We start from the raw sequence: 12,658 nt of genomic DNA on the forward strand, positions 1-12,658 counted from the left end.
GGTTGAAGGCCAGGGTCACCGCCCTGGCCACCGCCCACCCGCTCTACCCGGAGCTGCCTCAGCTCTGCTGAGCCGCCTCCAGCCCCTCAGGGGCGTCGTCGGGCCCGGGGGCATCGAACCCCGGGCCCGACGCATGACCGCACCCACCTCGTGCAAAGGAAACCACACCATGGCCATCAGCGTCTTCGACCTCTTCTCGATCGGCATCGGCCCCTCGAGTTCCCATACCGTCGGGCCCATGCGTGCCGCCCAGCGTTTCGCCGCGCACCTCGTGGAAGCGCAGCTGGCCGGATCCACCGCCGATCTGCAGATCGACGTCTACGGGTCGCTCGCCGCCACCGGAAAGGGCCATGGGACGTTCACCGCAGTCCTGCTGGGGATGGAGGGGTTCGAGCCCGAGAGCATCCTGCCCGACCAGGTCGAGGAGCGGCTGGAGGACATCGCCGCCACCGGAACCCTGCGCCTGGCCGCCGAATTAGGGGCCCGGAAGGATCTGTCCTATTCCGCCGATGACATGGTCCAGCGTCCGCTGACCATCCTGCCCCGCCACACCAATGGCATCCGCTTCCAGGCCCTGGATGCCTCCGGCGGTGTCCTGTTGGATGAGACCTATTATTCGGTGGGCGGTGGATTCATTGTCCGTGACGGCGATGAGGAAGCCGCCGCGGCCGAACTCGACGAAGTCAATGAAGAGATCCCCTACCCCTTCACCACCGCTGCTCGACTGCTCGAGCACTGCCACGCCAGCGAAATGGGCATCGCCGACGTCATGCTCGCCAACGAGCTGACCTACAGGTCCCGCGAGGAGATCCGTGCCGGCCTGCTGCATATTTGGGAGGTGATGGAGCAGTGCAAGGATTCGGCCATCGCCCGCGAAGGACTGCTACCCGGCGGGCTGAAGGTCCGCCGTCGTGCCCCCGACTGGCATGAGCGCCTGAGCAAGGAGGACAAGGACCGCGACCCGCGCTACTGGCAGGAATGGGTTAACCTCGTCGCCCTGGCCGTCAACGAGGAGAACGCCACCGGCGGCCGCGTGGTGACCGCCCCGACCAACGGGGCGGCAGGCATCATCCCCGCAGTCATGTTCTACGCCACGCATTACCTGCCAGGCATCGACTACGCCACCGGTGAGGACAAGGAAGAGATCATCGTGCGCTTCCTCCTCGCCGCCGCCGCAGTGGGCGTGCTCTATAAGGAACAGGCCTCCATTTCAGGTGCCGAGGTCGGCTGCCAGGGCGAGGTCGGTTCGGCCTCCTCCATGGCCGCCGCCGGACTCGCGGAGGTGCTCGGCGGTAGCCCGGCCCAGGTGGAGAACGCCGCCGAGATCGCCATGGAACACAACCTCGGGCTGACCTGCGACCCGATCGGCGGACTCGTACAGATCCCCTGCATCGAACGCAATGCCATCGGCGCTTCCAAGGCCGTCAACGCAGCCAAGATGGCATTGATGGGCGATGGCGAACACCGGGTCTCCTTGGATGAAGTCATCGTGACCATGCGCGAAACCGGTAAGGATATGAGCGATAAGTACAAGGAAACCGCCATGGGTGGCCTCGCAGTGAACGTGGTGGAGTGCTAGGACCTTCCCCCGTGCTGCGCCGTCTCTCGGCAGCCGATGAGGAGCAGGCGCTGGTCGCCCACGGAGAAATGTCCCTCGAGGGGTTCGACTTCTTGCTGGACTACGACGCCGGAGAGGACTTTGCCGGGTACCTTGCCGGATTGGAGGCGGGGGAGCGCGGCGAGGGTCTGGCGCCCGGACGGGTGCCCCACACCTTCCTCGTGGCCGAGGACGCTGGCCTGCTGCTGGGCCGGGTCTCGCTGCGGCACGAACTGACCCCGATGCTCGCTACCATCGGCGGCCATATCGGGTTTGGCGTCCGCCCCGGTTTCCGCGGCCGCGGTTACGCGGGAGTCCTGTTGGCCGCGGCACTGGGCCGGGCCGCTGAGTTGGGGATCGACCAGGTACTGGTGACCTGTGACGAAACCAACCATGCCTCTGCCGCCGTCATCGAACGCGCTGGTGGCATCCACGAAGATACCGTTGAACTGCTTCCGGGCCACTCCAAACGCCGCTATTGGATCGCTACCGCTTTGGTGTAGCTCGCGGGTTCGGAATAGGGTGGGCCTTGGAGCCGTCGTGATCGGCGTGCTTCGCTGATCGACGCCTGCCGGGCTGATGGCCCGTGCCCGCGTATGGCTTGCCGAATCGGGAGGTGACCCGCAGATGGACGACGGACCAAGTCGAGAACCCGCGCCCGCCGCGGGTCCACACACCTCGCCGTCGTCCCTTGTGGTTCGTCGGTATTCCGCTGCGCCGCGCGCAGTCATCAGCTAGCGCCCCTCACGGGGCGCGTACCGGAGGGAACCCGGATTATGAACCCCGAAGACACCATCGAAATCGATGACACCCTTGAGGCCCTGAAGCAGGCCCTCAATCGCGATGATCTAGCGGCAGCCGGTGGGCTGGTGGCCCGCCTGCCCATTTCGAAAACACTCGACGAACTGGAACGGCTGAACGACCGCGACCGGGCGGTACTGTACCGGCTGCTCGACAAGGAGCGGGCCCTGGCCGTGTTTGAACGGCTGGACCCGACACTGCAATCCGAGCTCATCCAGGGCTTGCAAGACTCCGATGTCGCCGAGGTCTTCGACAACCTGAGCCCGGACGACCGGGTGGGCCTGCTCGACGAACTTCCCTCGGTGGTGGCCCGTCGACTTCTGCTGGGTCTGTCCAGCCGGGAACGGGCCCTGACCGACGCCATCCTCGGATACGGGCAGGGATCGATCGGGCGCAGCATGAGCCCCGAATTCATCAGCGCCCACCCCTGGACCACCGTGGATCAGGCGTTGGAAAAGGTCCGCAGGGGTCTGGACGACGCCGAGACCATCTACACCCTGCCCGTCACCGATGCCGGCCGGACCCTGGTGGGGATCATCAGCCTGCGTGACCTGCTGCGTGCCGATCCGCTGAAAACGGTCGGCGAGATCATGGTGGATGCGGAATCCGTGCGGGCCACCGTGGACGAGGAAACCGCTGCCCGGCGCTGCGCCGACCTGCAGGTGCTGGCGCTGCCGGTGGTTGATACCGAAAACCGGCTACTGGGCATCCTGACCGTCGACGATGCGTTGCGGATCATTGAGGCCGCCGAATCCGAGGACGCGGCCCGCAGCGGTGGTACCGAGCCGTTGCGCCGGCCCTACCTCTCCACCCCGATCTGGGAGATCGTGAAATCCCGGGTGGTGTGGCTGCTGGTCCTGGCCGTTGGTGCCACGCTCACCGTCCGGGTCCTCCACGAATTCGAGGCGACCCTGGCCGAAGTGGTTGTGCTGACGTCGTTCATCCCGCTGCTGATCGGCACCGGCGGCAACACCGGCAACCAGGCTGCCACCACGGTGACTCGTGCTTTGGCTCTGGGGGATGTTCGTACCCGTGACATCCTGCGCGTTTTCGTGCGGGAAATCCGGGTGGGTGCCATGCTCGGTTTGCTGCTGGGGGCGCTGGGCTTCGTCATCGCGGCGTTGATCTACAGTCCCGATATTGGTTGGGTGATCGGTTTGACGCTAGGCGGGGTCTGCACGATGGCGGCAACGGTCGGGGGGATCATGCCCCTGCTGGGCAAGGCCATCAAGGCCGACCCTGCGGTGTTCTCCAACCCCTTCATTACCACTTTCGTGGACGCCGCCGGCCTTATCCTGTACTTCCTGATCGCGAAGGCAGTGCTGGGTATCTAGGGGTGCGCTGAGGGCTGTCCATGCGAAAAAACGGGCTCTGTTCGCCGCGTCTCGGCGATGCTACGGTGGGCTCACGGACCCAGTAGTCACGCGGCGAAGGCGTCGCGTGGGAAGGAGTTTCCCCATGGCAAATAGGGCAGGTTCCAGCGGAATTGATGCCACGTTATTTCGACAAGAAGGTCCGTGGTGCACGGCCTTCGTAGACGCCTCGCTCGGCACGACGGCAGCCCATGAAGCTGCCGATGCCCTGCCCGATACAGTTGCCCAACTTTTGAAAAGCCAACAGGCCAGCGCCCCCGACATAGAAGCGATGCGTTCGGCACTGCGCCCGGCCGAAGGCAGGCCTGCCCCGGTCTCACGTTTCGTTGCCGTCTGCGACGGACAGGTCGTCCTCGACGAGCTGGTCCAAGGCGTGAAGACCGAAGCGCCGCAGGTTGACTGCAGCGAGTTCCCCAACCTCGTCCCGCTGGCACGCGCCCACGGCGGACAGTTCCCCTATCTGGTCGCCGAAGTCGGCCGCGATGGGGGAGAAGTGCGGCTGCGCCATTCGGCAGTTGCCGGTGTCGCCGAGGAATACCGGATTGCCGGGGATCGCGACGAAGCCCATCACGCCCGCCGGGTCCCCGGCAGGTACGAAGAATCGAAGAACCAACACCAGACGGCGGAGATTTGGCGTCGGAACGCCGATGAGATCGCCCGGCTGATCGACGAGATAGCCCGAGACACCCGGGCCCGGCTCGTGGTCCTCTCCGGGGATACGAAGGCCAGGGAGCTGGTCTTGTCCCAACTCGCCGAGCCGACACGGGCCCTGGCGGTGACACTTGATCAGCACACCCGGACCGGGGGCGCCGATTCCTCTGCCGTGGAGAAGGATATCGAAGCCCACGTTGCCGCACTGTTGGCCGAGGATATTCGCGAACTTTCCGAACGCATCACCAACCAGGCCAACGCCACCCAGCCCGGGGCGGTACTCGGTTTCGCAGAGGTCGTCTGGGCCTTGCAACAGGGGCAAGCCGCCACGGTCGTCGTCGCCGAATTCCAAGACGACCATTCCCTGCTGGCGCTCGAAGCGGAGCCGTGGCTCGCCTCCGAAGGGGCCGATATCGAAGGTTCCGATGCGCTGGGTTCATGGCCAGCGCCCGAGGTCCTGCTGCGTGCGGTAGCCATGACCGATGCCTCGATCCGCTATGTCCCGGCCGGCGTGCTTCCCAACGGGGCAGGTATCGCCGCCCTGTTGCGCTGGCCCAAGGCCGAAGCAGCCTGAACCGAAGCGGAAAAAAGATCCGCAGTGGAAGCTTGGGGCTTCGGCTGCGGATCTTTTTTGCGGTCCCCGACGCCTAGTTCTTCAGGGCCTTCTGGATGGCGTCGATATTCGAGCTCATCCATCCGAGATAGTCGGTGTCCTGGGGTAGGGTCTCGCTGAACTCGACCACGGGCACTCCCGCCTTCTCGGCCTGGGAGCGGACGCTCTGGGTTTGCGGGCTACTGGTCTGGGGGTTGTAGGCCAGCAGGGCGATGTCTCCCGAAGAGAGTTTCTTGTCCAAGGCGTTGAGGATCAGCGGGGAAACGTCGTTGCCCTCCTCGATGGCGCCGCTGAAGCCTGCGGGAGTCCCATCCGAGAGGCCGGCTTGCTCCAGCAGGTAGAAGGGCACCGGTTCGGTCATGGCGTACTGGTGACCTTTTGCCTCGGTGGATAGTTTCCCGAGACGTTGGTCCAAGGTGTCGATCTTCGTGTCGAACTCCTGGGCATTGGCGGTGAAGGTTTCTGCCTCTTCCGGTTTCAGCTCGCCCAGCCGATCGGCGACTTCCATGGCTACGGCAGAGGCGGTCGGGAGGTCGTACCAGACGTGTTCGTTGAAGCTGGAGTGGTCATGCCCGTCGTGATCCTTTGGGTCGGCCTCCGCTTCCGTGTCGTGTTCTGCTGCGTGGGCCGTCTCTGAATAGTCGACGGCGGTGACGATCTGCTCATCCTTGATTCCCAGATCCTTGGTCAGCGGATCGATGAAGGCGTCGTAGCCGCCACCGTTTTCCACGACGAGGTCCGCGTGGGAGAGGGTGAGCTTGTCCTGAGGAGTTGCCTCATAGGAGTGCGGGTCCTGGGAGGGCTTGTTGATGATCGAATCGACCTGCACCGCATCGCCAGCGACCTGGCTGACGATGTCTGCGTAGGCGCTCGTGGAAGTGACCACTGTCAAGGTTTCAGTATCATCGCCGGTAGCCGTGCCCGAGCAGGCTGACAGTCCTAGTCCGATCAGGAGGACGGGGGCGACGGCAAAGCGCAAATGCATGGGCGACCTTTCAGGGGAGCTGATGGAAACCCTCACAGCTTATACTAAATGAGAATCGTTTGCATCTCGCGATCGAGTCGACCGACGGCTGTATCCGTGAGGGCATGCGGGAGCGGCGGATCTACCTGTTCGTAGGCCTATCCGCCCGTTCCTAGTGAGACTGGACTCGGAGTCCCCGGCTCGGGACGTCACTGGGGACGATTGATCGCATCGCCCTCACAGGACAGGCCGGCGCCGGCGTGGATCGGTAGCACCTCGAGCCCTGGCGTCCGTTCGAGCTCGCGGATGAGCCCCGCCGTTCCCGCGATGAGCGTCGAATCGAAATCGATTTCGGTGGCCAGGACCCACGAGTGATCGTCGGGCCACAAGATACTGGGCGACTGCGCCCCCATGTATTCATCCACCCACGGTGCGTGGGCGGGCCATGCAGCATCCGCGAAGTCATCCGCGCCCGCCTCGAACAGGATGTAGCTCCGTCCCGTGTCGCCATGTAATTCGAACGGCTTGCCGGTGGCGATCTCACGGGCAAGTAGCCCGGATCCTGGTTTTGGCTGGCGCCGTGGAAGGGCTTCCCTCAACGACCTCATCCTCGCGCTCCAGCGCCGCGCGGCCTTCGTCAGTCGATCGCGAAGCGGCTGCTCGTCACGGGCGACAGGAGCCTCGTCGGTGTAGCGGACGGGCATCCCTTCATGCTCCTCGACCATATAGTGGCCAACTCCGGCCGAACTCACCAGGCCGCCCCATCCCTCCCAGATGGCGGCGATACCGGAATCCGGAGTCGATGTGTGGCGTGCAAGCACCTGGGCTGCTGCCGCGAGGGAGTCGACGTCAAGGCATCCCTCGAACGAGTCACCATAGCGCCAGCCGTCTGCGGCGATGGCGCCACCAGCATGGCCGTATTCCCGCCGCAAAAGACTCGCGTATTGCGCCTCTGCGTGCATGGTGGTCTTGAACGAGGCTGCAGCGTCCGCCCACGTGGCGCGCTCTGTTTCGAGCGACGCCCCAATATCCTGGACACCCTCGAAGAATGCACTCTCATCGAGTCCCAGCCAGGTCTTCGTCTCGCGCGGGCGGTCACGTTCGACGGGGTGGAAAACGCGCGCGTAGGCCTCGAAACCGCGGGGCACCACAGACAGGAGGCTGCCGAACGACTCGGCTTCCATTGTGCGAAGCCACTCGCCCCGCGCGAGGTCGGGCTCCCACTCGAATCTTTCTGACATGCGCCAATTGTCCCTCACGCTCGCGGGTAACTGTTTGGTTTGTGAGGATCGCCTTCCCAGAGTTTCCGGGGGTCTGCACGGAGGTAGGCTCCCGTTTGGGAAACCTTTACCGGACACTTCTTGCCTCATAAACGGGCTCGATTCGGACGGTAATTGTGTAGAGTGCACGGATGCTCATCGTCCGCCAGTCACTCCCGACAGATACGTCAGATCTCATCAAGATGCGTACTGAATGGGTAGCGGAGCAGACAATCGAGCCGATCGAGGATCCGGATTTTGCGAGCGACTACCTCAGCTGGGAGGCGAACAACCCCCGCACGATGTTCGTTGCAGACCTAGACGGGAAACTGATCGGAATGCTGAATTTGATGGTGTTCGAACGGATGCCGAAGCCCGGAAAGAAATCATCGTGCTGGGTTTATCTCGGAAATGCTTTTGTTGCTGAGGACTACCGCAACGGAGGAGTTGGCGGCCGTCTCATGGAAGCCGCGATCCAGTTCTCACAGGGCATCAACGCGGCCCGTATCGTCCTGTCACCTTCAGACGAATCACAGACCTTCTATGCCAGGCATGGATTTGAGCCTGCAGAAGAACTGCTCGTAAAGAGGTTTGAGTACGAACGGTAGAAATCATGTCCTGTGAAGACCTCTCAGGAGATGCTTCTGATAGGGAATCTTCAACGGGACGTCAACGCCGTGAAGGCGGGATCGTAACGTTGGACGGTACCCTCATGCCGCGCCCTTTGGATCAAAGTGTCTTTGCCACTTCATCGATGATGGCAGCTACATCCTCGGACCTGGCGGCGTAAAAGTTGTGCGCCGCCGCAGCGATTTCGATGGGCTCGCAACGCAATCGCTGCCTTGCGACCCGCCGCATCCACGTTGTGGACAACGTGCGGTCTCCGGTGGGCAGCACGTAAGTGGAGGAAATACGTGCCGGATCCTCGGGCGGGGTCTCAGCATAGACAGCAGATAAGTCGCAAGGCGCGATGGTCAGCAGGGCTTCCTTCAAGGTGGCAAGGTTCGCATCATGGAACAGGAAGTACGCGGCCAAGACTGGGTCGCTGGTCGGGTCAATACCCACCCATTCGGTGTTGAAAACATCCAGTGGGCTTTGCTTGATTTCGGCGAGCAGGCTGCGTCTTCCGACATAGTCGGCGACCGCAGCCGCTAACCACACTTGGTGGTTTGCATCCAGCTCGCGGGCCAACGCTGGCATCAGGAGTCCTGCCGCCGAGTGCGCCGCGATAAGCGGATGGTCGAAGCCGGCAGGAATCTGTGCCGCGAGTAGCCGGGCATACTCTTCGGCGGTAGTAGCCGCCCCACTGGGCACATCCACGGCGACGGTCCGATGACCTCGATGTTCGAGCGAGGTGATCAGACGGCGAAAGCCCGCCGCAGACTGTGTCGTTCCGTGCACAAGGACAACGTTGGCCATGCCGCGATGTTACCAACGACAGAATTTAGGACCCCGCCAGACTGGTCCCGTATGCCGGTCCCCCACCGGACACACCCGCTCAAAATATGAGTTGCCCAGAGCACTGAGCCGCCATCGTTCCGTAAGGCCCGTCCGGTGACTTGTCCGGTGAGGGGGCGGCGGATTTCATTGGTCGATGCAACGGTCGACTTGACCCAGGAGTGGGGGTGGGCGTGTGACGCGCATACGCTGGGCAGATGGACAAAACACAGCTGCCGGACTTCACTCCTGCCCCGAATCAGGCAGGGGACCCCGGGTTGTATGAAATCGAGAACCAGGCCATCGACCATGAAGGCACCCTGTGGCAAGCCCTCCGGGAAACCGCCGAACTCTCGGGGCGCACCGTCGTGGACCTGGGCTGCGGCAGCGGATTCTGGCTCACCCACTACGCGGAGACAGCAGGGGCGGTCATCGGCGTGGAACCCGATCCGGGCTTGCTCGAATTGGCCCGACACCGGGTCCGGCGCGAAGAGCTGGCCAACGTCCAGGTCCTTCATGGGTCGGCCGAACACCTTCCCTTGGAGGATGCCAGCGTGGACGTCATCCATGCCCGGTTCGCCTACTTCTTCCCGACCCCGACCAACGACTGCCTCCCCGGTCTACGCGAGGCCCTGCGCGTACTGAAGCCGGGCGGGACCCTGGTGGTGATCGACAACGACCAGACCCACGGCGAATTCGCCGAACTGTTGCGCGCCTCCGACCCTGCTCAGACCTACCAGGGCAGCGGGGACTTCATTCGTGAGTGGTGGGCCACCCGCGGGGCGACCACCCGCGAGGTGATGAGCAGCTGGAGGTTCGAGACCGCGACCGACCGGGACGCCGTCCTGCGGCTGGAGTTCCCGGCCGAGGTCGCCGACGCCCATATCGCAGCACATCCCGGCCGGACCGCCCTGGACTACGGGTACCTGCTGCACTCGCTGTCCAAGGCCTGATCGGGCGGCCTCTAGTCACTTCCGTAGGGGTGGCGCAGATCCGGGCGGTGTTCTTCGGGATCGGACCAGCCGGCGATCCACGGACCGGTGCCTTCGGACTGGTCGATCACCCCTTCCTCCGCCCACTCGTAGTCCCCCGCCAACACTTCCTTGGCCAGTTGGGCATCGGTGGCATCGGAGTTCTCCCATAGGTCATCGAACAGCGCCTCCACCCTGTGGCGGGATTGGTGGCAGAAGGCGTCTGCGAGCCGGGCGGCGCCGTGGGCCCGCCCCGGCTCCGTCTCGCGCAGCAACTCCACGCGTGAGACGCACGCCGACATGGCGAAGAGTTCGGTGCCGATGTCCACCACCCGGCCCAGGAAGGCCTGCTTGGTCTCCAGTCCCGCCTGCCAACGGGCCATTCCGGCGAAGGTGTGCCGGGCGAGCCGGCGCGAAGCCCGTTCCACGTACCGCAGATGCGGGGCCAGCTTTCCGGCCCCGGAATAGGACGTCGGCAACAGGCCCGGACCCGCGGCGAGGGTCGGCAGCCATTTGGCGTAGAACCCGGTGGCCCCGGCAGCGGCACGGATCTTCTCCTGGGTGGTGGCATCCCGGCTGGCCAGATCCCCGGCCGCCTTCAGGTGGGCGTCCACCGCCTCACGGGCGATCAGCAGATGCATGATCTCGGTGGAGCCCTCGAAGATCCTGTTGATCCGCAGGTCACGCACCAACTGCTCCACCGCCACGGCGCGTTCGCCGCGGGCCGCCAGGGAATCAGCCGTCTCATACCCCCGGCCGCCGCGGATCTGCAGCAGCTCGTCGGCCATCTGCGAGGTCTTCTCGCTGCAGAACAGCTTCGCCAGGGCCGCCTCTATCCGCACATCCTTCATGCCTGCGTCCGCCAGTGCGGCGGAGAGCTCGAAGACGGATTCCACGGCGAACGAGGTCGCCGCGATGTAGGCGATCTTCTTCGACACCGCTTCGTGCTCACCCACGGGCAGGCCCCACTGGACCCGGACGGAGGACCATTGGCGGGCGATCTTCAGACTCCATTTCCCGGCCCCGGCGCATAGCGCCGGGATGGACAGGCGGCCGGTGTTCAACGTGCTCAACGCGATCTTCAATCCCTGGCCTTCACGCCCGAGCAGGTTGGCCGCCGGAACACGGACGCCGTGGAAGCGGGTCACCCCGTTCTCGATGCCATGCAGGCCCATGAACACATTGCGGTTCTCCACCACCAGGCCCTCGCTATCGGCTTCGACGACGAAGGCGCTGATGCCCCCGCGTTCCCGGGTGCCGTCGGGGCCGGGGTGGGGGAGTACCCGCGCCATGACCACGACCAGATCGGCCACCGAGCCGTTCGTCGTCCACAACTTGGCCCCCTCGAGCACGTAGGACTGCCCGTCCTGGGCCAGGGTCGCCGTCGTGCCCAGACGCGCCGGATCCGAACCGACGTCGTTCTCGGTCAGCAGGAAGGCCGTGATGGCACCGGCGGCACAGCGGGGCAGGAAACGGTCCTTCTGCTCGGCGGTTCCGAACATCTTCACCGGTTCGGGGACGCCGATGGACTGGTGCGCCGAGACCAGGGCGCCGATGCTGGGACTGATGGAACCCAACAGCATCAGGGCCCGGCCATAGTAGGCCAGCGTCAGGCCCAGCCCGCCATACCTGGTGGGGATCTTCATCCCGAAGACCCCCAGGTCCTTCAGGACGGTGATGTATTCGTCGGGGATGCGGGATTCACGGTCGATCAGGCGCCCGTCGAAGGAGGCGACGGCCTCCCGCAACTTCGCCAGGAAGGCTTCGCCGCGTTCGGTCTGCTCGGCGGTGGGGCGTGGATGCGGGTGGATGAGCCCGAAATCGGTTTTGCCCAGATACAGGCCCTGGGCGAAACTCGGGCGGGCGTCACCGGCATCGCGGGCTGCTTCGGCCACTGCGCGGGCGGTTTTTTCATCGATCGTGCTGCTGGAAACGGTGGCGTCCATGACCACTCCCTCGGACCTCGGCGTGCCGCAGGCCGCGCGGTGGAAAGCACCGGGGCCTGCCGCGGGACGGTGGCCCACACGCTGTCCCTCAAGGCTACGCCGCCGGATCAAGAGGGGTTCCTCCCCGGTGGCGGCCGCGTGGATTTAGCTGAATGTTCATGTGTCATCATGGTTTCCATGACCGCGACCCGCTGGCTTTCAGCCCAGGAACGTGAGTGCTGGATGGCACTGATGGCCCTTTCGATGCAATTGCCGAGCCTGCTCGATACCGAACTGCACCGGCAAGGACGCATCACGCTCTTTGATTACCACGTGTTGGCGATGCTCTCGGAGTCCGAGGGGCGGTTGCTGCCGATGAGTGAATTGGCTGGACGAACCAATGCCTCGCTGTCGCGATTGAGCCATGTGGTGAAGAAGCTCGAGGGCCGCGGCTGGGTCGAACGCTCCCAGAGCACCGACGACGCCCGGGTCAGCGTCGCCCACCTGCGCGATCCGGGCCTGGACATGCTGCGCGGCCTGGCGCCCGAACACGTGGAGTCGGTGCGGCGGCTGGTCTTCGACGGGTTGGACGAGCAGGACATCGTGGATCTGACCCGGATCGGACGCAAACTGGTCGGCGGGATGGACCCGCAGCACTGGATCCTCCGCTGAGCACTCCCGTGGGGGCGGCCGGCGACCCGGAAGGGACCGGCGAGTCGACGCGGGAGAGGGGTACCGGCGTCGTACCCTGCAGTTTGTCATCTGCGGCCCGCCGTTCTAGGATGGTAAGGCGTTAAGTCACGTGTTCGTCGTGGCGTGCTCCGTGAGGAGTGGGTCAAGGGGATCGCGTGGTTGCCCGTAAACCGAATAACGCGTCCCGACCGAGTAGGGAAAAATGCTCAACCTGGACGCTGTATTCACCGTCTTTCGCGCAAGTAAGGCGCTTCGGTTGGTTCTCACCCAGCCTGGTTACCTTCGCACGTCGCAGTAATACACGGTGTCACAACTGGTGGCGGGACTCTTCAACGCAGGTTCAGAGGCAGCAACACCGCGCTGTGATCTGTTTT

At 64.4% G+C, this 12,658-nt stretch carries 11 protein-coding genes; 7 read left to right on the forward strand and 4 right to left on the reverse strand.

Translation table 11 applies throughout. The annotated features are described in order from the left end of the window. Nucleotides 1–169: 169 nt before the first annotated feature. From ACT3S6_RS10090 to ACT3S6_RS10105, 4 genes are all read left to right on the forward strand, one after another. Complete coding sequence (locus tag ACT3S6_RS10090; protein WP_444554833.1) at nucleotides 170–1,579, forward strand: L-serine ammonia-lyase; 1,410 nt, start codon at nucleotides 170–172, stop codon at nucleotides 1,577–1,579. An 11-nt stretch (nucleotides 1,580–1,590) separates the two neighbouring features. Further along, on the forward strand, nucleotides 1,591–2,100 hold the full coding sequence (locus tag ACT3S6_RS10095) for a GNAT family N-acetyltransferase (RefSeq protein WP_198962398.1): 510 nt from the start codon (nucleotides 1,591–1,593) through the stop codon (nucleotides 2,098–2,100). Nucleotides 2,101–2,373: 273 nt separating this feature from the next. Then, entirely contained in the window at nucleotides 2,374–3,732 is a 1,359-nt protein-coding gene (gene mgtE / locus ACT3S6_RS10100) for a magnesium transporter (RefSeq protein ID WP_441380731.1), read from the forward strand. Nucleotides 3,733–3,856: 124 nt separating this feature from the next. Next, entirely contained in the window at nucleotides 3,857–4,996 is a 1,140-nt protein-coding gene (locus tag ACT3S6_RS10105) for a baeRF2 domain-containing protein (protein ID WP_087001195.1), read from the forward strand. 73 nt (nucleotides 4,997–5,069) lie between these two features. On the opposite strand, the gene ACT3S6_RS10110 is transcribed toward ACT3S6_RS10105, so the two are convergent. Continuing rightward, nucleotides 5,070–5,921 (reverse strand): metal ABC transporter solute-binding protein, Zn/Mn family, encoded by an 852-nt coding sequence (locus tag ACT3S6_RS10110; RefSeq protein ID WP_241895348.1) that lies wholly within the window; start codon nucleotides 5,919–5,921, stop codon nucleotides 5,070–5,072. A 287-nt stretch (nucleotides 5,922–6,208) separates the two neighbouring features. After that, nucleotides 6,209–7,240 (reverse strand): hypothetical protein, encoded by a 1,032-nt coding sequence (locus ACT3S6_RS10115; RefSeq protein ID WP_444554834.1) that lies wholly within the window; start codon nucleotides 7,238–7,240, stop codon nucleotides 6,209–6,211. A 170-nt stretch (nucleotides 7,241–7,410) separates the two neighbouring features. Between ACT3S6_RS10115 and ACT3S6_RS10120 the strand changes: the two genes are divergently transcribed. Then, entirely contained in the window at nucleotides 7,411–7,866 is a 456-nt protein-coding gene (locus ACT3S6_RS10120; protein ID WP_087001201.1) for a GNAT family N-acetyltransferase, read from the forward strand. A 121-nt stretch (nucleotides 7,867–7,987) separates the two neighbouring features. Here the strand turns inward: ACT3S6_RS10120 and ACT3S6_RS10125 are convergent, their stop codons facing one another. Beyond that, nucleotides 7,988–8,677 (reverse strand): alpha/beta hydrolase, encoded by a 690-nt coding sequence (locus ACT3S6_RS10125; protein WP_087001203.1) that lies wholly within the window; start codon nucleotides 8,675–8,677, stop codon nucleotides 7,988–7,990. Nucleotides 8,678–8,913: 236 nt separating this feature from the next. On the opposite strand from ACT3S6_RS10125, the gene ACT3S6_RS10130 reads away from it, so the two are divergent. Continuing rightward, complete coding sequence (locus tag ACT3S6_RS10130) at nucleotides 8,914–9,648, forward strand: class I SAM-dependent methyltransferase (protein WP_444554835.1); 735 nt, start codon at nucleotides 8,914–8,916, stop codon at nucleotides 9,646–9,648. A gap of 11 nt (nucleotides 9,649–9,659) precedes the next feature. Here the strand turns inward: ACT3S6_RS10130 and ACT3S6_RS10135 are convergent, their stop codons facing one another. Then, nucleotides 9,660–11,612: an acyl-CoA dehydrogenase family protein gene (locus ACT3S6_RS10135; RefSeq protein WP_444554836.1), complete on the reverse strand. Its 1,953-nt coding sequence runs from the start codon at nucleotides 11,610–11,612 to the stop codon at nucleotides 9,660–9,662. A 177-nt stretch (nucleotides 11,613–11,789) separates the two neighbouring features. Here ACT3S6_RS10135 and ACT3S6_RS10140 point away from each other — a divergent pair, with 177 nt between their 5' ends. Then, nucleotides 11,790–12,263, forward strand: a complete 474-nt coding sequence (locus ACT3S6_RS10140) for a MarR family winged helix-turn-helix transcriptional regulator (protein ID WP_444554893.1) — start codon at nucleotides 11,790–11,792, stop codon at nucleotides 12,261–12,263. Nucleotides 12,264–12,658 lie beyond the last annotated feature (395 nt).

The organism is Arthrobacter sp. AOP36-C1-22 (assembly GCF_052377515.1).
Taxonomy (GTDB): domain Bacteria; phylum Actinomycetota; class Actinomycetes; order Actinomycetales; family Micrococcaceae; genus Arthrobacter_H.